The organism is Mycolicibacterium neworleansense, from assembly GCF_001245615.1.
Classification (GTDB): domain Bacteria; phylum Actinomycetota; class Actinomycetes; order Mycobacteriales; family Mycobacteriaceae; genus Mycobacterium; species Mycobacterium neworleansense.
In genome coordinates this window covers 1392628-1418586 of record NZ_CWKH01000002.1, presented here as the reverse complement: position 1 = coordinate 1418586, position 25959 = coordinate 1392628, and the positions used below count along the sequence as shown (strand labels likewise).

30 protein-coding genes, 2 tRNA genes and 3 pseudogenes are annotated in these 25959 nt (G+C 66.6%); 18 read left to right on the top strand and 17 right to left on the bottom strand.

Annotation, left to right across the window (positions count from 1 at the left end):
• The first annotated feature begins 52 nt into the window (after window positions 1–52).
• Window positions 53–793, top strand: a complete 741-nt coding sequence (locus tag BN2156_RS22475) for a GntR family transcriptional regulator (RefSeq protein WP_090517579.1) — start codon at window positions 53–55, stop codon at window positions 791–793.
• 73 nt (window positions 794–866) lie between these two features.
• Here BN2156_RS22475 and BN2156_RS22470 read toward each other — a convergent pair whose 3' ends face one another.
• From BN2156_RS22470 to BN2156_RS22445, 6 genes are all read right to left on the bottom strand, one after another.
• The gene (locus BN2156_RS22470; protein WP_090517086.1) at window positions 867–2201 is read right to left on the bottom strand and encodes an MFS transporter; all 1335 of its coding nucleotides are present in this window, start codon (window positions 2199–2201) and stop codon (window positions 867–869) included.
• 181 nt (window positions 2202–2382) lie between these two features.
• Entirely contained in the window at window positions 2383–3081 is a 699-nt protein-coding gene (locus BN2156_RS22465) for a phosphonatase-like hydrolase (protein ID WP_090517085.1), read from the bottom strand.
• Window positions 3082–3108: 27 nt separating this feature from the next.
• A complete protein-coding gene (locus tag BN2156_RS22460; RefSeq protein ID WP_090517084.1) occupies window positions 3109–4248 on the bottom strand; it encodes a TIGR03364 family FAD-dependent oxidoreductase in 1140 nt (379 codons plus the stop codon).
• A gap of 89 nt (window positions 4249–4337) precedes the next feature.
• Complete coding sequence (locus tag BN2156_RS22455; protein ID WP_090517083.1) at window positions 4338–6215, bottom strand: alkyl/aryl-sulfatase; 1878 nt, start codon at window positions 6213–6215, stop codon at window positions 4338–4340.
• A gap of 17 nt (window positions 6216–6232) precedes the next feature.
• Window positions 6233–7105, bottom strand: a complete 873-nt coding sequence (locus BN2156_RS22450) for an NAD(P)-dependent oxidoreductase (RefSeq protein ID WP_090517082.1) — start codon at window positions 7103–7105, stop codon at window positions 6233–6235.
• Window positions 7102–7977, bottom strand: a complete 876-nt coding sequence (locus tag BN2156_RS22445; protein ID WP_090517081.1) for an NAD(P)-dependent oxidoreductase — start codon at window positions 7975–7977, stop codon at window positions 7102–7104. The genes BN2156_RS22450 and BN2156_RS22445 overlap by 4 nt, the downstream gene beginning before the upstream one ends.
• Window positions 7978–8079: 102 nt before the next feature.
• On the opposite strand from BN2156_RS22445, the gene BN2156_RS22440 reads away from it, so the two are divergent.
• On the top strand, window positions 8080–8418 hold the full coding sequence (locus BN2156_RS22440; RefSeq protein WP_090517080.1) for a winged helix-turn-helix transcriptional regulator: 339 nt from the start codon (window positions 8080–8082) through the stop codon (window positions 8416–8418).
• Here the strand turns inward: BN2156_RS22440 and BN2156_RS22435 are convergent.
• A pseudogene (locus BN2156_RS22435) lies at window positions 8415–8923 on the bottom strand (metallophosphoesterase family protein). The gene BN2156_RS22440 and the pseudogene BN2156_RS22435 sit on opposite strands and share 4 nt — an antisense overlap.
• A 93-nt stretch (window positions 8924–9016) precedes the next feature.
• Between BN2156_RS22435 and BN2156_RS22430 the strand changes: the two are divergent.
• Together BN2156_RS22430 and BN2156_RS22425 are read left to right on the top strand one after the other, a co-directional pair.
• Window positions 9017–9373 (top strand): Fe-S protein, encoded by a 357-nt coding sequence (locus tag BN2156_RS22430; protein WP_090517578.1) that lies wholly within the window; start codon window positions 9017–9019, stop codon window positions 9371–9373.
• Between the two features lie 101 nt (window positions 9374–9474).
• The gene (locus BN2156_RS22425; protein WP_235625448.1) at window positions 9475–9846 is read left to right on the top strand and encodes a hypothetical protein; all 372 of its coding nucleotides are present in this window, start codon (window positions 9475–9477) and stop codon (window positions 9844–9846) included.
• Window positions 9847–9904: 58 nt separating this feature from the next.
• Here the strand turns inward: BN2156_RS22425 and BN2156_RS22420 are convergent.
• Both BN2156_RS22420 and BN2156_RS22415 read right to left on the bottom strand, forming a co-directional pair.
• A tRNA-Arg gene (locus BN2156_RS22420) sits at window positions 9905–9977 on the bottom strand.
• Window positions 9978–10014: 37 nt separating this feature from the next.
• Window positions 10015–10106, bottom strand: a tRNA-Ser gene (locus tag BN2156_RS22415).
• An 88-nt stretch (window positions 10107–10194) separates the two neighbouring features.
• On the opposite strand from BN2156_RS22415, the gene hisC reads away from it, so the two are divergent.
• Window positions 10195–11277, top strand: a complete 1083-nt coding sequence (gene hisC, locus BN2156_RS22410) for a histidinol-phosphate transaminase (protein ID WP_090517078.1) — start codon at window positions 10195–10197, stop codon at window positions 11275–11277.
• A complete protein-coding gene (locus BN2156_RS22405) occupies window positions 11274–11735 on the top strand; it encodes a DUF4334 domain-containing protein (protein ID WP_090517077.1) in 462 nt (153 codons plus the stop codon). Before hisC ends, BN2156_RS22405 begins: the two co-directional genes overlap by 4 nt.
• Here BN2156_RS22405 and BN2156_RS22400 read toward each other — a convergent pair.
• Complete coding sequence (locus BN2156_RS22400; protein ID WP_090517076.1) at window positions 11732–12277, bottom strand: TIGR03086 family metal-binding protein; 546 nt, start codon at window positions 12275–12277, stop codon at window positions 11732–11734. The genes BN2156_RS22405 and BN2156_RS22400 overlap by 4 nt on opposite strands.
• A 19-nt stretch (window positions 12278–12296) precedes the next feature.
• On the opposite strand from BN2156_RS22400, the gene BN2156_RS22395 reads away from it, so the two are divergent.
• Window positions 12297–13112: a crotonase/enoyl-CoA hydratase family protein gene (locus BN2156_RS22395; RefSeq protein WP_090517075.1), complete on the top strand. Its 816-nt coding sequence runs from the start codon at window positions 12297–12299 to the stop codon at window positions 13110–13112.
• Here the strand turns inward: BN2156_RS22395 and BN2156_RS22390 are convergent.
• A complete protein-coding gene (locus BN2156_RS22390) occupies window positions 13099–14007 on the bottom strand; it encodes an NAD-dependent epimerase/dehydratase family protein (RefSeq protein ID WP_090517074.1) in 909 nt (302 codons plus the stop codon). The two genes, BN2156_RS22395 and BN2156_RS22390, sit on opposite strands and share 14 nt — an antisense overlap.
• Window positions 14008–14430: a hypothetical protein gene (locus BN2156_RS22385; protein ID WP_090517073.1), complete on the bottom strand. Its 423-nt coding sequence runs from the start codon at window positions 14428–14430 to the stop codon at window positions 14008–14010.
• Window positions 14431–14476: 46 nt separating this feature from the next.
• Between BN2156_RS22385 and pdxR the strand changes: the two genes are divergently transcribed.
• Window positions 14477–15874, top strand: a complete 1398-nt coding sequence (gene pdxR, locus BN2156_RS22380) for a MocR-like pyridoxine biosynthesis transcription factor PdxR (RefSeq protein ID WP_090517072.1) — start codon at window positions 14477–14479, stop codon at window positions 15872–15874.
• A 13-nt stretch (window positions 15875–15887) separates the two neighbouring features.
• Here the strand turns inward: pdxR and BN2156_RS30750 are convergent, their stop codons facing one another.
• The 3 genes from BN2156_RS30750 to BN2156_RS22370 all read right to left on the bottom strand — a co-directional run bounded on the left by BN2156_RS30750 (window position 15888) and on the right by BN2156_RS22370 (window position 17879).
• On the bottom strand, window positions 15888–16037 hold the full coding sequence (locus BN2156_RS30750; protein ID WP_159402861.1) for a hypothetical protein: 150 nt from the start codon (window positions 16035–16037) through the stop codon (window positions 15888–15890).
• A gap of 58 nt (window positions 16038–16095) precedes the next feature.
• Window positions 16096–16821 (bottom strand): cutinase family protein, encoded by a 726-nt coding sequence (locus BN2156_RS22375; protein ID WP_090517071.1) that lies wholly within the window; start codon window positions 16819–16821, stop codon window positions 16096–16098.
• 140 nt (window positions 16822–16961) lie between these two features.
• On the bottom strand, window positions 16962–17879 hold the full coding sequence (locus BN2156_RS22370; protein WP_090517070.1) for an acyl-ACP desaturase: 918 nt from the start codon (window positions 17877–17879) through the stop codon (window positions 16962–16964).
• Window positions 17880–18108: 229 nt separating this feature from the next.
• On the opposite strand from BN2156_RS22370, the gene BN2156_RS22365 reads away from it, so the two are divergent.
• The 8 genes and pseudogenes from BN2156_RS22365 to BN2156_RS22330 all read left to right on the top strand — a co-directional run bounded on the left by BN2156_RS22365 (window position 18109) and on the right by BN2156_RS22330 (window position 22825).
• Window positions 18109–19134 carry a bile salt hydrolase gene (locus BN2156_RS22365; protein WP_090517069.1) on the top strand — a complete coding sequence of 342 codons (1026 nt, stop codon included), beginning with the start codon at window positions 18109–18111 and terminating at the stop codon, window positions 19132–19134.
• A gap of 25 nt (window positions 19135–19159) precedes the next feature.
• Window positions 19160–19507 carry a DUF2200 domain-containing protein gene (locus BN2156_RS22360; RefSeq protein WP_090517068.1) on the top strand — a complete coding sequence of 116 codons (348 nt, stop codon included), beginning with the start codon at window positions 19160–19162 and terminating at the stop codon, window positions 19505–19507.
• A 56-nt stretch (window positions 19508–19563) separates the two neighbouring features.
• Window positions 19564–19920 (top strand): annotated as a pseudogene (locus BN2156_RS22355) (hypothetical protein); the annotation flags it as partial.
• Window positions 19917–20549, top strand: coding sequence for a hypothetical protein (locus BN2156_RS22350; protein ID WP_090517067.1), 633 nt, complete (start codon window positions 19917–19919; stop codon window positions 20547–20549). The pseudogene BN2156_RS22355 and the gene BN2156_RS22350, both read left to right, overlap by 4 nt.
• A 121-nt stretch (window positions 20550–20670) precedes the next feature.
• On the top strand, window positions 20671–20949 hold the full coding sequence (locus BN2156_RS22345) for a hypothetical protein (RefSeq protein ID WP_090517066.1): 279 nt from the start codon (window positions 20671–20673) through the stop codon (window positions 20947–20949).
• A gap of 192 nt (window positions 20950–21141) precedes the next feature.
• The gene (locus tag BN2156_RS22340) at window positions 21142–21405 is read left to right on the top strand and encodes a hypothetical protein (RefSeq protein WP_235625447.1); all 264 of its coding nucleotides are present in this window, start codon (window positions 21142–21144) and stop codon (window positions 21403–21405) included.
• A 32-nt stretch (window positions 21406–21437) separates the two neighbouring features.
• Window positions 21438–21887, top strand: a complete 450-nt coding sequence (locus BN2156_RS22335; protein WP_090517065.1) for a hypothetical protein — start codon at window positions 21438–21440, stop codon at window positions 21885–21887.
• On the top strand, window positions 21884–22825 hold the full coding sequence (locus BN2156_RS22330) for a DUF8686 domain-containing protein (RefSeq protein ID WP_235625446.1): 942 nt from the start codon (window positions 21884–21886) through the stop codon (window positions 22823–22825). The genes BN2156_RS22335 and BN2156_RS22330 overlap by 4 nt, the downstream gene beginning before the upstream one ends.
• A gap of 31 nt (window positions 22826–22856) precedes the next feature.
• Here BN2156_RS22330 and BN2156_RS22325 read toward each other — a convergent pair whose 3' ends face one another.
• Together BN2156_RS22325 and BN2156_RS22320 are read right to left on the bottom strand one after the other, a co-directional pair.
• Window positions 22857–23495 carry a helix-turn-helix domain-containing protein gene (locus BN2156_RS22325; RefSeq protein WP_235625445.1) on the bottom strand — a complete coding sequence of 213 codons (639 nt, stop codon included), beginning with the start codon at window positions 23493–23495 and terminating at the stop codon, window positions 22857–22859.
• Between the two features lie 550 nt (window positions 23496–24045).
• Window positions 24046–24451 (bottom strand): annotated as a pseudogene (locus BN2156_RS22320) (hypothetical protein); the annotation flags it as partial.
• Between the two features lie 518 nt (window positions 24452–24969).
• Here BN2156_RS22320 and BN2156_RS30600 point away from each other — a divergent pair.
• Window positions 24970–25164 carry a hypothetical protein gene (locus BN2156_RS30600; RefSeq protein WP_131725192.1) on the top strand — a complete coding sequence of 65 codons (195 nt, stop codon included), beginning with the start codon at window positions 24970–24972 and terminating at the stop codon, window positions 25162–25164.
• A gap of 365 nt (window positions 25165–25529) precedes the next feature.
• Window positions 25530–25775, top strand: coding sequence for a hypothetical protein (locus BN2156_RS22305; protein ID WP_131725191.1), 246 nt, complete (start codon window positions 25530–25532; stop codon window positions 25773–25775).
• Window positions 25776–25959 lie beyond the last annotated feature (184 nt).

Genomic DNA, 25959 nt, shown 5'->3' with positions numbered 1-25959 from the left:
ATGTAACCCAGTGGCAAACTTGTCATGACAACCTGACCGGAAGGTGATGCGGATGGCGGGGCCCCGTTCGCGCCATGAGCACGTCGCCGCCGAACTGCGTCAGCGCATCACCCGCCGCGAATACGCCATCGGTCAGGCGCTGCCCACCGAGAGTGCGCTGTGCGCGGAGTTCGACGTGTCCCGCGGCCCGGTCCGCCAGGCCCTGGCCACCCTCAAGAACGAGGGTCTGATCCGGGTCTCGCGCGGCAAGCCCGCGGAGGTCCGCAGTCATGACGCCACCCAGACGCTGGACACCTTCACCCCGTTCACGCAGTGGGCCGAGCGCGTCGGGCGGACCGCGGGTAACCGAACGATCGAGGTGGCTCGGCGACGCGCTTCCGAAACGGCCATCGAGGCACTGGGTTTGACGGCCGACGACTTCGTGGTTGAGGTACTGCGGGTGCGACTGCTCGACGGTGAACCGGCGATGATCGAGCGCAGCACATTCATCGACTCCGTGGGGTCCCTGCTGTTCGACTTCGACACCGACTCGGGCTCGATGACCGACTACCTGGCCGGTCGCGGCGTGTACTTCGACTCGATGGAGCACGTGCTCGACGCGGTGGCCGCCGGTCCGGACGACGCCGCCAATCTCGGGATCGCGCCGGGCAGTCCGCTGCTGCGAGAGCGCCGCGTCTCGCGTGATCAGCACGGCGTGGCCTTCGAGTGCGCCGACGACCGCTACCGGCCCGACGTGGTCACGTTCAGCATCGTCAACGCCCGCACCAAGTTCTCCTCCGCCGAACAGACGTGAAAGCATCCCAAACCTGGTGATTTGGGATGCTTCCACTGGGGCCCTCCCGCTTGCGGGCGACTGCTCGTGAGGATCAGTCAGCCGCGGGCATCCGGTTCCAGTGCGGGATGAGCAGCAACATGGAAAGCAGTGCCGCCCCGGCGAATCCGTAGAACAACGTGGACGTGTTGAGATATCCGGGCAACAACCCACCGAGGATCGCGCCGACCGAACCGCAACAGTTGATGAAGCCGGCCGCGGTCCCCGCGTGTTTGGAGGTACCGAAGTCCACCGCGGCGACACAGGAGATCATCGCGTCCGCGCCATAGACACTCAGGCCGATCACGCCGAGCACCAGCACCATGATCCAGGGACTGCCCGTCGCGGTGAGCGGACCGAACAGCGCCAGCACCGCCACCAGGATCCCCAGGCTGATCACACAGGCCGGCACCCGGCGCGCACTGAACACCCGATCGGAGATCCGGCCGAGCAGGATCGGGGCGAGCACACCTGCCACACCGAATGCCACCGGGATGGTCACGGCCTGGAACTTGTCACCGTCGACCAGCCGTTCCGCGACGATCACCGGGCCCCACAACAGGATCGCGTACCGGGCCGGCTTGAGCAGGAAATACGACGCGCCAAGGGTTCTCACCATACTGTCGCCCAGCACCACCTTCAGCGATTCCCGCCACGACGGGGTCGGCTCGGCAACCGCCTCGGCCTCGGGCGACGCGTCGAGTTCGACACCTTCTCGTGCGTCCTTAGAGGCCCGGTACTCCTCGATCGGCGGCAACCCGACGTCCTGGGGCCGGTTGCGCTGGAACAGCAGCACGAGCACGAACACCCCGACCACGATTGCGGCCCCGGTGAAGAACGCCGCCCGCCACGAGCCGAACACGTCGTAGGCGGCCCAACCCAGAATCGGCGCGGCCACCAGACCGCCGAACGCGTAGTTAGTGCTCCACAATCCGAGGACGCGGCCCCGCTCCCCGATCGAGAAGAACTGGGCCATGTTGCTCAACGTCGGGGACCAGCCGGTGGACTGGGCCAGCCCCTGCACGATCATCAGCGGCAGCAGGAACACCAGCGCGGGCAGCAGCCCCATGAAGACGGTGGCGACGGCCGAGATGGCGAGGCCGCCGAGAATCACCACCCGCGGGCCGTACCGATCGGACACCTGGCCCCAGACGAACTGGCCCGCCGCGTAGGCCGCGAGGTAGGCGGCATCAAGGTTGGCCAGGGTGCTCTTGGTCAGACTGGTGGACAGGATCGGGTCTTCGAGGATGCCGAGCTTGGCGACCGAGAAGGCCTGACGGGTGAAATAGAAACCGGCGTAGGCGATCCAGGTGACGGCGAAGATCTGGATGCGCCAGCGCTTGTAGCGCGGAACGATCGTTGTGGGGGTGGACAGCGCGGTTTGGGTCATGAGAGTGCACCTCTGGTGGGCGTGGCACAGACGGTGTGCTGACGGGCCGGGGCAGATTGCCGAGCGAGGGTGGCCGAACGTCAAAGGCAGGTTTCTCTTGCGAGAACGGGTGCGGAGAAGGTGCGGCGGTCGGGAGGCGAGGCCTGCGACCGACCGCCGCGGAGCGGCAGCGGTGGGCGGACTATCGGAGGGCGGCCACCAGGGCAGGGAGGTCGGCGACGCTGTCGAGGATGTGGGTGGCACCGGCGTCGGACAGCTGGGCCCGGTTGTGGGCTCCGGTCAGCACGCCGATCGAGGCCCGCGCACCGGCGCGCAGCCCGCTGATGACGTCGGAGGAGGTGTCGCCCAGCACGATCATCGAACGCACCGAATCGGTTTCGGTCTGCATCAGCGCGGTCAGCGGCATGTCCGGGTAGGGCCGGCCACGCATGCCCGGTGCCGGGCACAACACCACATCGGCGAGGTTCTGCCAGCCCAGGGCGTCGATGATGGCCGTCTGCGTCTCCCGGGCGAACCCAGTGGTCAGCGCGGTCTTGATGCCGCTTGAGCGCAAAGATGTAATGACATCTTCGGCGCCGGGGATAGGGCTGCAGTTGCCCTCGGAGACCAGTTGGGCATAGCAGCGCTCGAACTCCTTGTTCGCGGCCTGTGCCTGCTCCTCGTTGCCCTTGGCCAGGTGGCGGAACACCACGATCTTGGACTGGCCCATGGTGTCGGTGACGTAGCGCAGCATCTCCTCACGGTCGGCGTCGGTTTTCGACAGACCGGCGTGGCTGTCGGCCGCGAGGAAGGACTGCTGAACCAGTCCGGTGTCCTCGACGGTGGTTCCGGCCATGTCGAACACGACCAGGCTGATCGGATCAGTTGTATTGGTGCCCATTGGTTTATCCCTTCAGAATCGGATCGTTCAGACGGTTGCGACGAGTCGGTCCAGCGCGTTGCCGACACTGTCGTGGGCGAGGCCCATGCTGGTGGTCATGCCGATACCGGTGGTGACGGTGACGACGTGGGTGCCCTCGATGGGCTGTTCGATCAGGAACTCCTGATCGGGTGCGGAGGTGTAGACGCCCTGCCAGCGCTCGCTCACCTCGATTTCTTTGACCCCGAACAGGTTCCGGGCTTCCTCCAGGAGGACGGCGAAGCCCTCCTCGGTCTGGAACGGTGGCGCGGAGATGTCGCGGTAGTGGGTGTCGCCGATCAGCAGGGAGCCGTCGGGCTGCGGGGTGTACATCTGGTGCAGGTCGATCGCGACGTAGTCGGGATGTTCGGCACGCAACCGGGCGGCCACCGCCTCGGTGCTCGGAAGTTCTTCGAATCCCGAGTACCTCAGCAGTGACCATCCGGTGAACAGGGGTGCGGGCAGCGTGAAGGCCAGCGGCAGCCGGGCCCGCAGCATGTGCAGCCGGCAGCGCAGCAGACCGTCGCGTTCAGCCAGCTCGGGGAACAGCCGGTCGACGTCGCAGTTGACCGTGACGAACGTCGTACCCGCGCGCAACGGGCCGCGTGAGGTGTGCACCACCCCGGGCTGGAAACCGGATGCCGCGGTGCGCCAATGGAAGTCGACACCATGCGATTCCAGCCACCGCGCGATCGACGGGGCGGCCGTGCGCGGGTCGACCTGCAGGTCGTTGGGCAGGTACATGCCGCCGGTGACTCCGGAGGCCACCACCGGGATCTGCTCGAGGATCTGCTCGCGGCTGAGCAGGCGCACCTCGCCGTCTCCGCGTGCGGCGGCGAACTCATCCATCACCGCGAGCTCGTCGTCGTGGCGCGCGACGCAGAACGTGCCCGACTCCGCGGACCAGAAGCCCGCCTTGCGGGACAGGTCGAGCCAGTGCTCACGTCCGTTGCGGCCGTAGTCCCGGGCGACGCCCGACTGGGCGGTGATGCAGGCGTGGCCGAAGTTCTGGACCGAGGCGCCGACGACGCCGTCGGCGTGATCGACAACGGCGACGCTGAGCCCCCGCTGCTGCGCGTGATAGGCGTGCGCCAGGCCGACGATGCCTGCGCCGACCACCACGACGTCGTAGCTGTGATGAATTCCCATGCGGATACTGTGGTCCACATCACCACAACTTGTCAATACAAGTTTTGAGTTTTTACTACCTGTCTATATAAGTTAATGCCGCGTTCACCTCATGGCGTGACGATGTCGAAGTTCGGGTCGGGCCGGTCCAGCGCCGCCAGCAGCGACGGCAGTGCGTCGGCATCGCCGGTGACTTCCAGACCGGGCGAATCGGTATCCCCCGCCGCGACGGCCAGCAGTCGCAACTTGTTCGCGAGCTTCACGGTGGCATTCGCACTGGCCTCGTCCGGATCGGCCTTGCGGTAGACCAGGACCCCGTTGCGCACGGTGAGCCGATAGTTGACGGCCGTGTCGAGGAAGGTCACGTCGATGGCCAGGTCCAAATCCCACGCCCGCGGTCCGTTGATGCTGATCGCCAGGACGTCGAACATCTGCTCGGGGCTCAGTTGCGCCAGCATCGTCGGCGCGGTGACCTGTCCGGCGGTACCGAACTTACCCACGCGCAATTCAGTGGCACCCGACAGGAAGAAGTTGCGCCAGGTGGCGTTCTCCGCACCGTAGGCCAGCTGCTCGAAAGTGTCGGCGTAGAGTTCACGCGCCGGCCCATGATCGGCATCGGTGAACATCACGTGATCCAGAAGTGTTGCCGCCCAGCGGTAATCACCTTCTTCGAATGCCTTGCCGGCCAGCTCGACCACGCGGTCGACCCCTCCCATCGCCGCGACGTAACGCGGTCCGAGCGCCTCGGGAGGATGCGGCCACAACCGGCCCGGGTTCCCGTCGAACCAGCCCATGTAGCGCTGGTAGATGGCCTTGACGTTGTGGTTGACCGATCCGTAGTAACCGTGGGCATGCCAGGCCTGCTCCAGCGCGGGCGGCAGCTGGAACCCCTCGGCGATCTCGACCCCGGTGTAGCCCTGGTTGAGCTGGCGCAGGGTCTGGTCATGCAGATAGGCGTACAGATCCCGTTGCAGTGACAGGAATTCCACGATCCGCTCGCGGCCCCAGGTGGGCCAGTGGTGCGAGGCGAAGACCACGTCGGCGCGGTCGGCGAAGGTGTCGATGGCCTCGGTGAGGTAGCCCGCCCAGCCATGCGGATCACGCACCAGCGCACCGCGCAGGGTCAGCAGGTTGTGCAGATTGTGGGTGGCGTTCTCGGCCATGCACAGCGCGCGGAATTGGGGAAAGTAGAAGTGCATCTCTGCGGGCGCCTCGGTCCCGGGCGCCATCTGGAACTCGATATCGACCCCGTCGATGGTGTGGGTCTCACCGGTACGGCGGATGTCGATGGTGGGCACGATGAGCGCCACCTCACCCGTGGACGTGGTCTGGCCGAGGCCGCACCCCACCTGCCCCGCAGGACCGCGGTCGAGCTGCGTGCCGTACATGTAGGTGGCGCGACGGGTCATCGCCGTGCCGGCGTAGACGTTCTCCTGCACCGCGTGTTCGACGAACCCCTCGGGTGCCAGCACCGCGACCTTGCCCGCATCGACGTCGGCCTGCGAGGTGACGCCGAGGACACCGCCGAAGTGGTCGCCGTGGCTGTGCGTGTAGATGACGGCGACCACCGGCCGGTCCCCACGGTGCTCGCGGTACAGCCCGAACGCCGCCGAGGCCACCTCAGTCGAGATCAACGGATCGATGACGATCACACCGGTGTCGCCCTCGATGAAGCTGATGTTCGAGATATCGAGTCCACGCACCTGATAGATCCCCGGGACCACCTCGTACAGGCCCTGTTTGGCGCACAGTTGCGACTGGCGCCACAGGCTCGGATGCACCGATGCCGGCGCCTCCCCAGAAAGGAAGCCGTAGGCGTCGTTGTCCCACACCACCCTTCCGTCGGCGGACCTCACCACGCACGGTTCGAGCGCGGCGATGAAGCCGCGGTCGGCGTCCTCGAAATCACGGGTGTCCGCAAAGGGCAGCTTCCTCAGTTGCGCACGGTGAGCTGCCTCGATGACGGCGGCGGGCTGCTTTTGCTCCATCCCACGAGCGTGCCATCTCAGGGTGACGGGACGGTCACGCTTGTCGGAATGATCCGGCTGATCTCGTCGGCCCCGTGACCGGCGTCGACCGCGGCGTCCACATAACCCCGGAACGCTTCCAGCGCGCCGGCATCCAGTCCCGCCGAAGCCGAGGCCGCGATCAGATGCCGAACCGACGCGGCCACCGACGACACCGAGGCACTGGCGTCGCTGTGTCGATCGGTTTCGACACGCTCGGCGATCTCACCGAAGATCGGCGGCAGGATGGCCGCGATGTTGTTGGCATGCCCCAACAGCTCGGTGGGTTCGATGCCGTGTGCGCGGGCCATCGACAGTGCGTGGACAAATCCGCTGACCGAGGTCCAGAACAGGTCCAGCAGCGCCATGTCGAACGCCGCCGCCCGGCCCACGTCCGTGCCGACCCAGCTGGAGGTCGCCAGCGCCTCGAACACCGGCTGGTGGGTGTCGAACAGCTCCCGCGGCCCGGCGAAAAGGATGCTGGCGCTGCGCGTCCCGATGGTGTCGGTCGGCGTCATGATGGCCCCGTCCAGGTAGCGGCCGCCGCGGGCGGTCACCAGTTCGGCCGTCCGGTGCGCGGAATCGGGTATGTCGGAGGACAGCCCGACGACCACCCGGCCGGCGAGTGCGTCACCCGCAGCGGCCAGCACCGCATCCGCGGCGGCCTGGTCGACGACGTTGACGAGAATGAGGTCACTGGCCGCGGCTGCGGCGGCCGGCGTTTCCGCCCACGCCGCTCCGCGGGCCCGCAGCGCGTCGGCCTTGGCCGGCGTCCGGTTCCACACCGTCGTGCGGTATTTCGCCGTCACCAGTGCGCCTGCGAGTGCCTGCCCCATCGGTCCGAGACCGAGCACGCTCACGCTCGCGGTCATGCGGCGGCCCCGTCTTTGATGCTCTCGATGATCCGGGCGAAGCCGTCGTCGCCGTGGCCCGCATCGATCTGCCGGTGGATCAACCGCTGCACCATGTCGACGGCTTCGGTGCTGATCCCCTGGTCCCGGCTGGCGTTGACGATGTCACTGAGATCGGAGAAGTACAGGCTCTGCTGGCCGGGCACCGAGTAGTCGCCGCCGTCGATGACCGTCGCATATTCGGCGATCGCCGGCATCAGCGCCGGCAGCCACGCGGCGGTGCGGGCGGCGAACTCCTTCGCCGAAACCCCGGCCGCGCCCACCATGGCCGCGCCGTGGGCGAAGCCCGCGAACATCACGTACATCGCCGAGAGCAGGGCCAGGTCGTACAGCGATGCCAGGCCGGCATCGTCACCGAAGTACTCAGTGCTGCCCCACAGTTCGAGGATCTCGCGGGACTCGTCGAACAGCGCGGCCGAGCCGCTGTAGAGGATCGCCGACTGCGGGGTCGCGATCATCTCCGGCGTCGCCATGATGCCGCCGTCGAGGTATTCGGCACCGTGGCCGGCAGCCCAGCGAGCCAGCTCCCGCGCACCGTTCGGCGACGTGGTGGTCAGGTTGACCAGACGGCGCCCGGCCAGCTTGTCGGCCACCGGGTCGAGAACCTCATGCACCGAAGCCTGATCGAACAGGCAGACCACGATGAGATCCGCGTCGAGAGCGTGCACCACGGTGGCCGCCGCGGTGGCGCCCTCCTCGACGAGGACGGCGGCCCGCTCGGCGGTGCGGTTCCAGACGACGGTCGGGTGGCCCGCCTTCAACGCGATGCGGGCCAGCTGCGAGCCCATCGCACCCAGGCCGAGGAAGCTGATCGATTGGTGAGTGGTTGTCATGCCACCATCGTGGAAGCCGCGCTAACCTCAGAACAAGTACCCACTTTTTAGTGCGATACTTACTTTTTCGAAACTATTGGCCCTGAGCAGCAAGGATATTCGATGGCCCAACTCGGCAGGTTCACCTGTGGACTCGATGCGGCGTTCGCCGTGGTGGACGGGAAGTGGAAGCCGTTGATCCTCTGGGAGCTCCAGGAAGGGCCGAAGCGTTTCAACGCGCTGCACCGCAGCCTGCCCGGGGTATCCCAGAAGATGCTGACCCAACACCTCAAGGAACTACAAGCGCACGGCGTGGTGCACCGGGAGAGCTACCACGAGGTGCCGCCGCGGGTGGAGTACTCCATGACACCTGCCGGCCAGGAATTGCTGGACTCCCTTGAGCCGCTGGGCGATTGGGCCACCAAGCACATCTCCCTGATCTGCGCGGGCGAGGCCAGCTAACCCGTTGTGGGCCGGTCCAGCGTGTGCAGCGTGACGTCGGCCAGCACGCCGGCGGTGATACGCGCGGTCATGACGTGCAGTACGGCTGGCGGCGACGGTCGGTCGGCGATCCCGGGTTCAGCAGGCGCAGACCGGTTTTCGCGGTGGTATCCCATGGGATGTGGCTGTGACCGAAGACCAGGACATCGCTGCCCGGGTAATCCCTGGCCATCCTGGCCTCCCGCCCGGTGGCCGCACCGGTCTCGTGCACGACGGTCAACCTCAGCCCGTCCAGCGTCACGTCCGCGCGCTCGGGCAACCGCCTGCGCAGCTCTGCGCCGTCGTTGTTGCCCCAGCAGCCGATCAGGTGGGCAGCACGCGCAGTGAGCGCGTCGAGCAGGGCGGGGTCGACCCAATCTCCGGCGTGGACAACGACATCCGCATGGTCCACCTCGTCCCACACCTGAGCCGGGAGATCCTTGGCGCGCTTGGGTATATGGGTGTCGGCGATCAGAAGCAGCCGCATCCAGCCGAGCCTACGTGACCGACGCCGGCCCGCCCGGGAAGCTCTTCGGCGGGTTCGGCCATGCCGCGCCGCCGCGCCGCCTACACTCCGGGCATGGATCTACTACGCAACGTAGTTGTATATGCACATCTGCTCGGTTTCGCGGTCATGGTCGGCGCCTGGATCGCCGAGGCAGCGGCTCGACGCTTCCTGATCACCCCGGTGATGACCTGGGGCATGACGCTGTCACTCGTCACCGGCCTGGCCCTGGCCGCGCCCTGGCCGGCCGGCATCGTCCTCAACTACCCCAAGATCGGCACCAAGCTGGTCATCCTGGTGGCGCTCGGCGCGGTACTGGGCATCGGCACGGCCCGCCAGCGTCGCGCGGGCGGCCAGCCGGTCATGCCGCTGTTCGTCGCCGCCGGCGTGCTGCCCCTGCTCGCGTCGGCTATCGCGGTGATGTGGAACTGAGGCGAGGGCCGAACCTGAGCCGAACCTGAGACGTTCCCGTAAAGTTAACTGGCAAACAACTTTTGTCGGCAGGTACGGGAACAATGGGTCACAGACACGCCATGGCAACCGCCAAGGTCATGCGCACGGCGGCATTCACCGGATGCGGTTCACCGCACGGTGACATCCGTGTCCGGGCGAGGCAGCGCCCAGCGGCGTCCCCGCGGCAGACCCATCAGCTGAAGACCTCGACATCCACGGTGGCCGGCCGGTCACCGTGGATGAACGACCGTGTCACCGTGCTGCGCGGCTTCCTGGCCGATCTGCACGGCCTGCACCTACCGCCGGAGCTGGCCCGGGTCCAGGTGGCCGGGCACATCGAGCTCCTGGTCTCGGTGCTGCGGCTCAACCGCCAGACCGCGCGTCAGTACGTGACCGACGACGTCCTGCGGGAGATCGCGATCGACATCGCCACGGCCGTCTCCTCGGAGTAGCGCCGAGATGAATCAAATCGAGGCGCGGTCCGGAAGACCACGCCTCGATTTTTTTGAGTGCGCCCGAAGGGATTCGAACCCCTAACCTTCTGATCCGTAGTCAGATGCTCTATCCGTTGAGCTACGGGCGCCTAGCGTTATTCAGTTGTGCGGTTGACAAGTCAACCCTGGCGGAGGCGAGAGGATTTGAACCTCCGGTCCCCTGTAAGGGGGACAACTCATTAGCAGTGAGTCCCATTCGGCCGCTCTGGCACGCCTCCTTTGAACTTCTGTGAGGGTACCGGACTCCGTCCTGTCGCCCGAAACCGCCGAGGGCACACAGTACACAGCCTCCCCTATTCTGGCCAAGTGAGTATCCGTCTGCGCCCCGAAATGGCCGACCTCCCGGCGTACGCACCAGGCAAAACAGTTCCGGGCGCAATCAAGATCGCGAGCAACGAAACCGTGTTTCCTCCGTTGCCCAGCGTGCGCGAGGCGATCCTGAAAGCCACCGAGAACATCAACCGCTACCCCGACAACGGGTACCTTGACCTGCGCGAACATCTCGCCAAACACGTCGGGTTCGCGCCGGAGAACATCGCCGTCGGCTGTGGTTCGGTGAGCCTGTGCCAGCAGTTGATACAAATCACATCCGCCGCCGGCGACGAAGTCGTCTACGGATGGCGCAGTTTCGAGATCTATCCGCTGCAGATCCGCACGGCCGGCGCGACAGGCGTCCCGGTACCCCTGCGTGACGAGACTCACGATCTCGACGCCATGCTCGCGGCGATCACCGACCGCACCCGGCTGGTGTTCGTCTGCAACCCGAACAACCCGACCTCCACGGTGGTCGAGCCCGAGGCGCTGGCCCGGTTCGTGGCGGCGGTCCCCGACGACATCCTGATCGTCCTCGACGAGGCCTACGTGGAGTACATCCGCGACGGCTTGGTGCCCGACAGCCTGGGACTGGTCCGCTCGCACCGCAATGTGGTTGTTCTGCGCACCTTCTCGAAGGCCTACGGGCTGGCCGGCCTGCGCGTCGGATACGCCGTCGCCGATCCGGAGATCGTCACCGCGCTGGGCAAGGTCTACGTGCCGTTCAGCGCGACGAGCGTGTCCCAGGCCGCCGCCATCGCCAGCCTCGAGGCCGCCGACGAGCTCCTGGCCCGCACCGACGCCGTCGTCGCCGAACGCGTTCGGGTCAGCGCCGCGCTGCGCGACGCCGGATTCGAGCTCCCACCGTCGCAGTCGAACTTCGTCTGGCTGCCGTTGGCCGAACGCACGCTGGACTTCGTGGCCAGGGCCGCCGACAACCGTCTCATCGTGCGCCCGTACGGTGAGGACGGCGTGCGGGTCACCATCGGGGCCCCGCACGAGAACGACGCCTTTCTGGAGTTCGCCCAACGCTGGATCGCGGGTGACACCGGGACTCGGACAGGAGAGACCAAGTGAACGGTGTGCGCGGCACGTTCGACGGATTCGTCAGCCGCGAGGGGGAGATCCCCGACGCCGAACTCGACGCGTTTTGGGCGCTGCTGCGGCCCGCCGGCATCGAGTTCATGCTCGGCGAGTGGAAGGGCGGCGAATTCCAGACCGGCCACAAGGCCAACGGATTCATGAAGCGGCTCAATTGGTTCGGCAAGACGTTCCACTCGTCGGCCGATGCCAAGCCGCTGGTCTGCCTGGACGCCGATGGCAACAAGTTCTCCAACACCGAGGCCATGAACGGCGAGGCCAGCCTGTGGCTGGAGGAGTTCCGCGGCGAGGTGACCGCGACCATGGTCTACGACGGCCGCCCCGTGCACGACCACTTCAAGGTGGTCGACGACAACACCGTGATGGGCATCATGAACGGCAAGGGCGCGGTGGTGGACGGCCGCTACCTGTACTTCTACCTGCAGCGCGTCTAGCCCGTCGGCCGGCGGCCCGTGAAGGCCAGCAGGCGGTCGAGTGGCTGTGCGTCCGCCCCGATCTCCACCGGGTCGTCGAAACCCGCCCGCACCCGCCCCTCCGGGGTGATGATCTCGCGGGCCCACCCCAGGACGCACTCCGGCTGCTGATCCGGCACGTCGAGCGTCTGGCCCGTGGCCGCGGCGTAATCCCAGGCGTGCACCAGGAATTCGAGCGACAGGATCCGCGCCATCATCTGAGCCGGGGCCTCGCCCGGACCGAACGGCACCGTGCCGTCCACCCCGCGCCGTCGCCACGCCGCCACCGCCGGGCGCGCCGCGTTGAGCACCTGGTCCTGCACCGAGGTGTCGGGGTCGCGGTCGGGAATCTGCGCACCGGCCGCCGAGCCGATCACGGCGATCGAGTTCAGCAGGTGGTCCGTCAGCCCCGCCACGTCGAACTCTCGACACGGTGTCGGACGGGACAGATCATCCGCGGTGACGCCGTGCAGCACGCGTTGCAGCACGTCGAGCGTGGCCTCGGCGCTATCGAGTTCATCCATACTCGGTAGTGTCCACCCCATGTCTGACACGTACGAGTCCGTTTCCGTCGAGATCAAAGACCACGTCGCCCAGGTGACGCTGCTGGGTCCCGGCAAGGGCAACGCGATGGGCCCGGCGTTCTGGGCCGAGATGCCGGACGTGTTCGAAACCCTCGACGCCGACCCGGACGTCCGCGCGATCGTGCTGACCGGCTCGGGCAAGAACTTCAGCTACGGCCTCGACCTGCCGGCCATGGGCGCCGAACTGCCCGGCCTCGACGCCGGAGCCGGTGCCCGTGCCGGCTTCCACAAGCGGCTGCAGAAGATGCAGGGCGCCATCACCGCCGTCGCCGACTGCCGCACCCCGACCATCGCCTCGATCCACGGCTGGTGCATCGGCGGCGGCGTCGACCTGATCAGTGCGGTGGACATCCGCTACGCCAGCACCGACGCCAAGTTCTCGGTGCGCGAGACCAAACTGGCCATCGTCGCCGACGTGGGCAGCCTGGCCCGGCTGCCGCTGATCCTGTCCGACGGGCACCTGCGGGAGCTGGTGCTGACCGGCAAAGACGTGGACGCATCGCATGCCGCGCGCATCGGTTTGGTCAACGACGTGTACGACGACGCCGACGCCTCGTTGGCGGCCGCGCACGCCACGGCCGCTGAGATCGCCGCCAACCCGCCGCTGACCGTCGCCGGGGTCAAGGACGTGCTCGACCAGCAGCGCACCGCCAGGGTGTCCGAGAGCCTGCGTTACGTGGCGGCGTGGAACTCGGCCTTCCTGCCGTCGAAGGATCTGGCCGAGGCCGTCACCGCGATGTTCCAGAAGCGCCCGCCACAGTTCACCGGGGAATAGGCGTCCAGCCGAGTTCGGCCTTGGCCTTCGCGTTCGACAGCGGAAGCCAGGCCTGGCCGAACGCGGTGGCCGGGTACGAGGCGACCAGCCCGACCAGTCGATGCGAGATCGGCACCGGCCGGGGCCGGTTCAGCTTGCGGTTCAGTTCCCGGACGTAATCACCGAAAGACTGCGGCCGGTCGTCGACGATGTTGTAGATCTGGCCTCCGCGGCCCTTCTCGAGCGCGTCCGCGGTGGCCCGGGCGACATCGTCGATGTGCACCCACGACAGGATCCCGGTACCGGTCAGCGCCGGTAGCGCCCACCATTTCGCGAGCCGGGTGAACAGTTCGTCATGGATCACCCCGGGCCCGTAGAAAACGCCGTAGCGCAAGACGATTCCCTCGGTGCCACTATGTTCGCCCGAGGCCAGCACGGTGCGTTCCATGCCCCGCAGCGCCTCCAGGAATCCGGCCCCGTGCGGCGGCGGCGGCCCGGGATAGGGATCACTCTCGTCGATGAGCGCCGGTCCGCTCGAGCCATAGCCGTAGGCGAAGATGACCGATTCCGCGACCACCCGGCGCACACCGGCGCGCTGGGCCGCGGCCACCAGGTTCGGGGCCCCTCGGCTCCACAACTCCGTCGCGGGGCCGAAGTCCTTGGGCCGCTTCGGCCCCCACTTCGGCAATGTGGTCAACAGGCTCACCACTGCCTCGGGGGCGAACTCGGCCATCACGGCGTCGATCTGGCCCACGTCGAACACGTCGGCCACCACCGGCTTGGCCCCGGCCGCCGAGATCTGGTCGGTCTTGCCCGAAGACCGCGTCACCCCGATCACCTCGTGGCCGCGCCTGCTGAGCTCCCGCAGTAGCGGGATGCCGGGGACACTGGTTGCACCGGCCACCAGGACACGCATCTAGGGTTCTCCTACCTTGTCGTCGGACATGCTGATACGCAATGCGATTGCCAACAGAACGGTGGTCAGCACCAGACCAGCGGCTTCCAGCCACCCGACCCAGCTGCCCGCGGCGTGGTGCGTATCAATCAGGTGACTCAACGAATGCAGGGCCCAGTGCACGGTGGCGAAGGCCAGCGTGGGCACCCGCCACCGCGGCCACCTCAGCGCAGCCAGCATCATCAGCCCAAGCGGTAACTCGAAGGACGCGTTGTCGAGGATGTAGTGGTCGTTACGCACGCCGAAGGCGCCGAGTGTGTCGAAGAACGTGCCCGGCGCCAGCAGCATGAACAAACCCAGGGCCACCGAGTAGACGCCGAACACGGCGAGGACCACTTCTGGGTAGCGCCGGGTGTGAGTCACCGGGCCCGCGGCGTTGGCCATGTCATCACGCTAACGCCACAGTGGTCTCCGAGTAGGCTCCAATTTCATGGCAACTTCGGGTACCAGTTCGGCCCCGGAACTGCTGGTCGAACTGGACCGGGACAGCACGTGCCCGTTACACCGCCAGCTCGCCGACGGCCTGCGCGACGCCATCCGGTCCGGCCGGTTGACTCCCGGCTCCCGGCTTCCGTCCACCCGAGTGCTGTCCGCCGACCTCGGGGTGTCGCGCCGGCTGGTGGTCGAGGCCTACGGCCAGCTGACCGCCGAAGGGTTCCTGCACAGCAATCAAGGCGGCAGCACCCGCGTCGCAGCCGTGGACACCGCCCCGACCGGCCGCGCTCAGTCAGACCGCGCCCGACCCCGCTTCGACGTCGACTTCACCCCCGGCTCACCGGATCTCACCAGCTTCCCGCGCCAGGCCTGGTTGCGCGCCATGCGAGGGGGCCTGGCCGAGATCGAATCCAGCGCATTCGGCTACGCGGCCCCGCACGGGCTGCCGGCCGCCCGCGCCGCGGTGGCCGACTACCTGCGGCGTACCCGCGGCGTGGTGGCCGATCCGCGCCTGATCGTGTTGTGTTCGGGCGCGACACAGGCCGTCGCACTCCTGGCGCGGTGCATGGACGGTCCGGTGGCGATGGAGGATCCGGGATTCTGGCTACATCGAATGGTCCTGCGGCACAACGCCATCGACCCACTACCGATCCCGGTGGACACCAACGGCATCGACGTCGGCGCACTGAGCGCCAGCGGAGCCACCACGGTGCTGACCACCCCGGCCCACCAGTCCCCGACCGGTGTGGTGCTCTCGGCTGTCCGACGCACCGAACTGCTGGAGTGGGCACAATCCGGACGGTTGATCATCGAGGACGACTACGACGCCGAGTACCGCTACGACCGGGCCCCGGTGGGCGCCCTGCAGGGGGTCGCACCGGATCGGGTGGTGTATCTCGGCTCGACCAGCAAGACCCTGGCACCCGGACTTCGGATCGGCTGGATGGTGTTGCCCGCCCACCTGATCGAGCGGGTCAGAACCGCCAAAAGCCTTGCCGACACCGGCAGTTCGGTGATGGACCAGATCGCGTTCAGCCAGTTCCTCACCTCCGGCGGCTACGACCGTCACCTGCGTCAGATGCGTCGCCGCTACCCGGGCAGGCGCAAGGCACTACTCGACGCGCTGGCGCGCCACCTCCCGCAGGCCGAGGTGCTCGGCGCGGCCGCCGGCGTACACCTGACCGTGCGGTTCCCGGTCGGCTTCCCCATCGACGAGCTGACGCGGCGGGCCACCGAGGCACGCATCCGGCTGGAAGCCCTGGCCCCGTGCTACGCCGAACCCGACACCGCGCCGCCGGGACTGATCCTGGGCTACGCCAACCTGACCGAATCCCAGATCGCCTCCGGCGTGGAGACACTCGGTCAGGCCGCCCGCCAGTTGGGGGCGACCTGACCGGAACACCTTGTCAGCCTGCTTCTTTGGCCGACTTCCGCTGAGCCAGCTGGTACTTCACGAGAGCGACCAGCGCCTTCGGATTACGCGCAAATGCACCTGCGGCTTGAAGGTACAGCTTGGCCTTCTGGCCAAACGTCAGCTGCTGCTCTTGTTCCGTCACTGAATCTCCCCTATCCGAGAACGTGACCGAACACTAGCGTGCGTCCCCTCGGGAGCTCCTACCGCCCGGAGGCCTGGTCGACACTGCGGTCCGTCGGCTTGACGCCCAGCTTGCCGACCACGTAGTCCGCCGCCTGATCCGTCAACCCGTTCACCGCATACAAGTTGTGCGCATTGTTGTCGCCACCGGTGGGCGAGCAGACCGGATCCTCCGGAATGCACAAGTCATCGGTCTTGGCGACGTACCGCGAGCCGACCGTGATCGGCGGCGCACCGGTGTAGATCATCTGCAGGAAGCCGCTCGACGGCTTGCCGAACAGCGCCACGGCGGCGACGTGGTCGGCCACGTCCGCGGGAAGCGGGCCGCTGATGCTCGGCGGCAACACGAACCCCTGCGGCACCGAGTCCGCGGTGATGTAGGCGGCCACCGCCGCACCCTGCGAGAAACCGCCCAGCACGATCTTGGTGTCAGGACAGGCCGCGACCGTGGCCCTGACCTTGTTGCTCGCGTCGGCGACACCGTCGGCCGCAGTCGCGAAATCAAGTGACGCAGGGTAATTCACCGCGTAGACATCGACGGACTTCCCGCCGGTCCGGGACCGCAGCGCGTTCACGAACGCGTCCCCGACCCCGCCGACGCCGGGCGGCTCGAACGTGCCCCGCGCGAACACCACCTGGACGTCCGCACAAGGATCCGCAGAAGCCTGACCGGCGACGGCGATGCACCCGCCCGCCAGAAACACTCCCGATGCGACCGCACTCAACCAACGACCGATCCGGTTCATTTTCGACCCCACACTCGTTCCGACCCGCGACAACTTTTCGTGCCAACTACTCCTCGATACCCAAGATCAACGCAGGGCGAATCTCCGCACGGGTGTGATGTACGACACGTTTACCGGGCCGGGGTGGGACGCCGAAGTTGCTACGACGCCGCGCCGACGTGCTCCCGTTCGCGTTTCTCCTCGTAGAACCGGGCCCGTTCATCAACCATGCTCAGGAACTGAGCTAGCTCCTCGCGAGCCTTCTCGCCGTCGGGCCCGAAATCCGTCCGGTCGAAAATCCGCCAGAAGCGCAGCACCGGCTGCACCACGTCGTCGTGGTGGACACGGAGGTCGTAGATGCCGGCCTTGGCGATGGTGATCGCGTTCTGCGCGAAGTCCGCCATCCCCTGACCCGGCATCGCGAAGTTCACCACCTCATCGCGGATGGCCTTCATCGAGGCATCGGGCGCGATGTCCAGCGCCGCTGCCATGAGGTTGCGGTAGAACACCATGTGCAGGTTCTCGTCGGCGGCGATCCGCCCGAGCAGCTGATCGGCGATCGGGCAGCCGGACGCCCGCCCGGTGTTGCGATGCGATACCCGGGTGGCCAGCTCCTGGAACGACACATAGGCCATCGCCGCCAGCGGCGTCTTGTCACCCGAGTCGTACCCGGCGACCGTGTGCTGCATGCGAAGACGTTCCAGGGCAACGGGATCCACCCCGCGGGTGACCACGAGGTAATCGCGCAACGCGATGCTGTGGCGGCCCTCTTCGGCCGTCCACTGCCCGACCCAGCTACCCCACGCGCCGTCGCGGGAGAACCGCGTGGCGATCTCACGGTGATAGGAGGGCAGGTTGTCCTCGGTCAGCAGGTTGACCGTCATTGCCACCTTGGCGACGGGGTCCAACGGCGAGTCCTCCGGACGCCAGTCCTCCCCACCCAGGAAGCTGAAATCGCGTCCCCTGCTCCACGGAACGTAGTCGTGTGGGAACCACTCCCGCGCCATCGAAAGATGCCGGTCAAGGTTGCTTGCGACAACTGGTTCCAGTTCGTGGAGCACTTCGCTCTGGGTGTCCATTCCTGTCCTCCCATCATGTCCGGCGGCGCAGGGCGTCTGCGCGCCGCCCGCAACCTACGGTAGCGTAGGTTACGGTACCGTAGGTTAATTTTCGGTAAGAATGCTCCTCAGGCTGCGGCCACCACACGCGCCGAGCGATGCCGGGCACATCACGGACGAAAATTCCTTCCACACTTGATGTTTCGTCGACAACGCCCCGCTCGCAGAGGCCCACACTAGGCTCGCCGACATGTGTACGCGAGTCATCTGGCCCGAAGCGGGCGGTGCGGTTCTGGTCGGCAGGAACATGGATTTCCACAGGGACTTGATGACAAACCTGTGGAAGCAGCCCCGCGGTGTCGAACGGGACGACGCGGTTTCGGGCAAGCTCACCTGGACCTCGAAGTACGGCAGCGTGGTCGCGACCGCCTTCGACATCACCTCCGTGGACGGAATGAACGAGGCAGGCCTGGCCGGGCACATCCTGTGGCTGGCCGAATCCACCTACGGCGAGCCCGATGCCTCGCGCACCCAGCTCGGCCAGGCCGTCTGGCTGCAGTACTTCCTGGACAACTTCTCCACCGTCGCCGAGGCTGTCGCCTGGATCGCCGAGACGGATGTGCAGGTGGTCCAGATGGACGATCCCACCGGCGGCGTCCGGCCCGGACTGCACCTGGCGCTCGACGATGCGACCGGAGACTCGGCGATCATCGAGTACGTCGACGGCCACGCCCGGGTCTATCACTCGAAGGACTACCGGGTCATGACCAATTCACCGACCTTCGACGAGCAATTGGAGCTGGTGAAATCGTTCACCGGCCTCGGCGGCGACCAGCCGATCCCGGGGTCCACTGTGGCCAGCGACCGCTTCGCCCGGGCCAGCTATTACGCCGGCCGACTGCCCAAACCGGCCACCCAGGTCCAGGCCATCGCCGGCATGTTCTCGGTGATCCGCAACGCCGCGCAGCCCTTCCGCATCCCCGACCCGGGTAAACCCGATGCCTCACAGACCATTTGGCAGGTGGTGCTCGACCTCACCAACAAGCGCTATGTCTACGAATCCACCACCCGGCCCAACATCGTCTGGGTGGACCTGGCCGATCTCGACTTCGCCGCGGGCAGCCCGCAACTCAAGCTCGACCTGATCGGCGAGCTCGCCGTACAAGGTGGCATCGCAGGCAACGTGGCCGACAAGTTCGCGGACAAGGGCCCCATGACCTTCCTCTCGCTGAAGATCATGGAAGCGCTGGAGGCCGCCGGGAAGCACCAGGCCTGACGCCACCACGCCGTAGCCTCGATGCATGGAGCACCGGATTTTCGGCACCGCAGTGGCCGCGGTGTACCCGCACTACCTGGCGAAAATGGAGCGCAAGGGCCGCACTCAGGCCGAACTCGACGAGGCCATCTGCTGGCTGACCGGGTTCGACGAGACGACGCTGCGGGGCCACCTCGACGACGAGACCACGTTCGCGGACTTCTTCGCCGACGCCTCACTGAACCCGAACGCCACGCTCATCACCGGCGTCGTGTGCGGGGTCAAGGTCCAGGAGATCGAGGATCCGCTGATGCGGAAGATTCGCTACCTCGACAAGCTCGTCGACGAGCTCGCGCGCGGAAAGCCGATGAACAAGGTGCTGCGCACCGCGTAGCCGGGCGCCGACGATACCGGCCGGTACGACACCGGAATTGGGATCGGTAGCAACTAGCACTGCGCGACGGTCAGGTCATCGGAATGCCCTCGCGTGCAGTCGATGAAGCGTGGCATGGTCTGATCCTGTGCACCGTCCGCTACGCGGCATTCTGTGACGCCGCCTACGGGAGGTTCCTGCACCACCATCCCGAGGGCGGCGCGCCGCCCGCAGCCGCAGCGGCCGGCGAGTGCATGGACGAACAGTTGCGCCGCACCGTCATCTCCTGGTCCATGGCCGCCGAGCCGGGTGAACGGTGCGTCCTGTGGGATCTCGATTCTCGCCTCGGACTCGATGAGCCATGGGGCATCGCGGCGCACCGAGTCGCGCAAATCGACGTGGCACTGACCGGCTGTGGAAACATTCGGCCATGAGCAGGACGGAACCCGAGCCCGACGCACCACGACCGAACCACCGGGTCAAGTACGTCGTAGTCATCGCTGTGTCCGTCGTAGTGGCCATCGCAGCGGTGATCATGGTCGTCGTCGACGTTCCCGGCCGAATCACCCGCGCGCTGGGCGGTGTCACGGACGAGGAGCTGTTCGCCTCACCGCAGCTGGACCAAGAACTTGACCTGGTACGCGCGCAGCTCGGCGACCTGCCGATGCGCCGAGTGGACGTCACGTCCAACTTGATCTCGGTCGAGGCCGTCGCCCGCGACGGTCAGCTGCACCTGTATTGGGTGCGTGACGGAGAGGTGGAAGACATGGACTCTATTGCCGACCTGCACGCGGGCGAGACCGCGTTCACGGCTGCCGATCTGTCGGGGCAGCGGATACGGGCAGCGGTGTCCGATGTCCGCTCTCTCGGTAGGCCCGGTGAAATCGAACTCGTCTCCTACATTTTCCGCCCGAGGCATCCGTTGTCGGTGGCGGTGTGGATCCGGCACGACCCCGTCAGCTCGGTACTGCACTTCGACCCACGGGGCGGTTCCACCGTGGTGCACGAGGAGTCGATCGAGACCGATGAGCACACCTCGTCCTTCGGCGGGTGTTGGTGTTGACCGGGCCGGGGCTCGGCCAGGTCACCCAGGACGGCGTCGGAGATGGGATAAGAGCCCAGTCAGCAACGCCGAAACCACGCTCATCGTGCACAACTAGGTGCACAGACTTAGGCTTGGCGTCATGTTCAGCAACCGACAGATCTTCCGGGACTCGCCAGTCGCGTTGACCTCCGCACAAGAGTCCTCGGCCAGAAACGCAGCCCGGCGAGCTGCGCGCGAGGCCCGGCGTTCGCTGCGCACGGCACGTGGCCAGTACCGGCGCTACCGTGCCGTCACGGGCGCCGTTTACCTGGACTGGCCGCGATGGCACGGGGAGTACCTCAACGAATATCACGGTGGCGGCGGGATCAACGAAGGTGGCCTCCAGGTCGGCACCAACGTTCCCGGCGACGCAATCTGACTGCCACCCGAGCGCACCGACCCTTTGCAGGGTGTGCGCGGCACGACACCGACTGATCGGTGTTTGGGCGAGCTGCACGTTTCTCGCAAGTCTGCGAGTTTTCTGAAAGCGAACCCGACGTTCGCTGTGTACGGTGCACTCGATTTGCTCATGACCCATCCGGCCCGTCGAGTGCAAGGAGATACCGTGTTGATGAAGTTTGCTGTGGCCGGCGCGCTGGCCCTGGGCGCCGTGTGCGCCAACACCACCGCCGTCGCACATGCTGACGACATTCTGGTTGTGGGTTATGACGGCGTCGAGGAGTACTACAACACCGAGGCGGAGTGCCGGGAGGACGGACCGAACGTCCACCTGCAGATCAACGACCGCGCATACCCGTACTGGTACTGCCGCATCGGCGACGACCGGGGCGACACCGTCCACTGGTACCTGTGGAACTCCGACACCCCGAATTAGCGGGCGATGGCGCGCAACGTGAGGAGCAGGTGATGAGCGTCCGTGGACGGGCATTGATCGTCGCCGCAGTGGTAGGTGCGATCCTGAGCGGATCGCTGGCCGACCCGGGTGTCGCCGCGGCAGACGAGATCCTGCCGGTGGGGCCGACCGGGGTCACCTACATCAGAACTGAGTCGGGACGCACCCTGTGCGGTGTCGAGGGCGATCACGTGAACTGCACCGTGCAGTTTGTCAATCCACCGCTGGCCAGCACGGGCGACGTCGCAAACTCGGTGTCGCTCAACCAGAACGGCACCTTCACCTACCTGGCCGCCGACCTCGGAGTGATCGACCCGCCGCGCCTGATCCGCTACGACCAGACCTACATCGCCAATGGCTGGGCAGTTGAGGCGTTCAACGATGGAACCCGGTTCACCAACAACCGGACCAACGAGGGCTTCTGGGTGAGCGTCACCGACGTGCACTCGCTCGGACAGATGTGAGTACGCGAGAATCCTTGCGGGACAGCGACGGTGCTCCCGCCGCATTGAGGGTGCGGCGAACGGCGGTAGTCGCTGTGGTGCTGGTCCTGGTGATCGCGGCCAGCATGGAACTGTATCTGCTGCAACGTGATTCGAACTACACGGAGGACTTCGGCGCTCTCGACACGATCGACCGGGTGAACGTTCAGGTCTGGATCAGCCGGCTCGACACCACCAGCGAGACGCTCGACGTCGAGATCACGTCTGTCACGCCCAGCGGTGCACTGGCCGACCCGGACGGCGGATTCCGGCGCGACATCGTCTTGAACACCTCAGCGTTCGGGGCGCCCCTCACGGTGAAGCAACACGACACCGGCACGGACACCGAGCGCCGGTTCGCGGTCAACGGGACCATCACCGACTACCCGTTCGACAGATACAGCTCCCTGCTGACCTTCGACGCCACCGACACCGCGGGCGCGGTGCTGCCCATCGCGGTCTCTGTCTGGAGCAGCGACCCGTTCTTCCGAAACACCCCTGCTGCAGCCGCGCAGGCGGACGCTGCGGGCCACGGCACGGCCATCAGCCTGACGTCGACACGCTCCACACCGACGATGGTCTTCGCGGTCTTCGTCATGGTGCTGATGCTGGGCCTGGCTGCCGCGGCGGTTACGGCGAGCTACTACATCCTGCGGTGGCGCCGGGGGCTGCTGTTCCCCGCCTGCTCGATGATGGCTGCCCTGCTGTTCGCGCTGATCCCGTTCCGCAACGCAGTGCCGGGCAACCCGCCGATCGGTTCCGTGATCGACTTCGCTTCGTTCTTCATCGCCGAGACCGTGATCGCGGTGGCGCTGATCGCGTCGGTGGTGGTCGGGTACCGCTACGAAATCACCAACGAACGGGCCGCTGACGTATCAGCTGTCAAAACCGAACCCGATCCCTTTCCCCAAAAATGCTGAGCCGCAATACGATCACGCCGACTTCCAAGCACTAAGCCTCGCGAGTCGGCCCCAAGGCTCGCCGGTAAGCTGTCGGCGTCACCCCGACACGCTGCTTGAACGTCGTGGCGAAATGGCTGGGCGTGGAAAACCCCACCAGTCCGCTGATCTCGGTCATCGACATGGGCCCAGATTCCAGCAATAGCTTCGCGTCGGCAATGCGTTGGTCCAGCACGAATTGGTAAGGCGTCATGTGAAACGCTCTTGCGAACGCATGACGAAACTCGTCGAGCTTCATACCGACGATCCCGGCCAGCGTCGGCAGGTCGACTTCCGAGCTCAGACCGTCGCGGATGAACTCAACCAGCCGCTGCTGCTCAGATCGGCTCAGCTCCCGACCCTGTCTCCGCGCCTGCGGTCCGGCCTCTCCGTAGCGATCGCGCACATGTAGACGCAGCGCATCGGCGAGGGTCTCCTGCAGTAACTGCGCCGCGATATCACTGCGCCCGTCCAGGCCCACGATGCGCTCAATCAAGTGGTGCAACAAGGGATCCCGCCCGCCAGCCGCCGGGCGCAGCGTGTCGCGCCCAATCACCTTGGCCGGAATCGTGAGTTGAACGAAACTACATTCCGTTTCCGTCGCCAATGCCGCTGATCGATGGTCTGCTGGAATCACCCAGACATTGCCCACTCGCGGAATTACCTGACCGCCGCGCCCACCCTCAAACTCGACTTCCTTGGAACTCGCGTGTCCTCGGCGCCAAACAAGCACCTTGTGGTCCGACTCAGAAAACGACCAATGAACCGAGTCAGCGAACTGTTGAGTAACGCACTTGACGCCAATCCCCAACACCGTGCCGTTGCCCAGTTGAACCCTGCCTCTGGGGCTACGCTGTGTGCGCCCGCCGTCGCCGACTTGCCGTTGCTCTGTCACGACATAAGGTGGCACGACGGTTCAGCTAACACACGGTGATATTAACGCCTGCCAGCGGAAAAAATCTCGACAGCCGTCTCAATGGAGATAGAAGATCCGGTTGCCGCGAAGTTTCAGCGGCAACCGGATCACACGTCAACGTCGCCTATTCGTATGACGCACAGCGACAATAACCGGCCGCGGATTCACCGCGCTTTCGGAATCCACGAGGGGACTTTCCAAAAACCGATGGCGGGGTCCCCGAGTCAGAGTTTGCCGATTCGTGCCTGCAGGATGACATGTGCGGAAGCCGACCTGGGCGGACGGTCAGTGCCGCATCGATGTCCGCGACCCGTTGCGCACTGATGCACCATGGCTCATCGAGCCCGAGACGAGAGTCCAGATCCCCTAGGACGCAACGCTCACCCGGCTCGGCGACCATGGACCAAGCGATGACGGTGCGGCGCAACTGTCCATCCATGCACTCACCGCCCGCCGCGGACGGCGCACCGGATCAGGCCATGCCAGGCTTCATCGACTGCATGCGAGGGCATTCCGATGGTCTGACCGTCGCGCAGCGCTACCGCGCAGCACCGAAACCACTGTCGCAGGCCGGTTTCGACGAGTTCACGCGGCTGCCAGGGGCAGGTCTTGAACACCGCTTCCGGCAGTTTCAGATCGGCGATCACCTGCCCGGCGGCACGTCGGGCGCTGGCCTTTCGCAGCGTGATCATCAGCAACCTCCGCCGCCCCCGCCACAGCTACTGCCACCGCCGCAACCCGAATCACCCCCGTGTCCGCCACCGCCGCAACCGAAGTCAGCACCGGTCACCCAGATGGCAGCTCCGCCGGCGCCGGAAACAGGCCCGAACTTCCCGAGCCTCCGGCCGTTCCCAAGCCCACGAAGCCGCCGCCGGCCGACGGTGGCGAAGATCGCGAAGAGTGCAATGTCGAACGCGATGACCGCCACCGGAATCATCCACCGCATGATCTCGTCCTTCTGTGTCGTCCACGTCGTTACGGGACGCAGCGGACCACACGCGGCGGCGCTACCGATCCCAACTCCCGGGCATGACGATGTGTCGCAACGGGCCGATCAGGGAGCGCGAACTGTATCGGCAGCGCAGGGCTCCGATACCACTGTGCGTGGTGGAACAGCACCAAGAGGCTCACCGCCGAACTGACGCGCCGGGTCTGCACCTGCGGCGCCGCGACCTGGCGGGGCGGCTCCCTCTGCGTCTGCGCGCGCGAGGTGACCGGTTGGACAGAGTACGACGACATCTGGGCAGACCCCGATCTCACTGGGGGCGCGGGTGCGGGCGTAAGCACCGTCGTCGTCACCAAGCCGGCCCGCAAGCTCCCGGCGCAGTACCCGATGTCCACGTGGCTGTCGAGGTTCCGCGACCGGATCTGGCGCTGGACCCGCCCCAACCCGAAGGAGAACTGATGGCTGAGAACGAGCAGTACAAGGGCCCCGCCCAGCACCCCCACATCCCGTGGTGGCGCAAGCTCCTGCACGCGTGGCGGGCACGGCGGGAGGCCCTGCGATGACCGAGTGTGAGCGAGGTGGGGCGAACGCCCCGAGCACCGCAGCGGTGGCCCGAGCTGTGCAGGATCAGGCGCTGGTCGACGCCCACGGGGCTGCGACGGTGTCGGTGTACGGCGGCCTGGTCCGGACGCTCGGCCACCTGCTAGGCGGGGAAGCCGAGGTCGACGGCTTCTCCGACGATCCGGTACTGCAGGCCGCGCTGTCCGAGGTGTCGACTGAGGCCCGGGGCCCCATGGTCGCGTGGCTGCTGCCGGCACACAACGTTGATCGCGGACGCGGGCGCGGTGCTGGACGAGCTCGACTCGCTCGAGGATCTGTTCCCCGCGATCCCGGCCGGTGCCGACGCGTACCGGCGCGCAGCGGAGCACCTGGCCTACCAGGAAGGTGAGGGATGCGCCGCTGTGGCGTACGCGGGCGGTCAGGCGCAGGCGAAGGCGCGGTGGCTCCGGCTCTACGGCCGGCGGAGCCTCGACAGCCTGCACGAGCTGGCTACGGAGGCCGCCGCCTGATCCGACGAGCGGCGGTGCGGAATCTCCTCCGCGGAGGTGGCGCGGAATCTCCTCCGCGGAGGTGGCGCGCCGGGTCCGCCGGACCAGAACAAGGCGAGACAACCCTGGCGGCGATCGGTTCCACCGAGTTTCAGTCCGTCCCATGACCGATCTCGCGCACGGGTGGGCGCAAATCCTGAGTTAG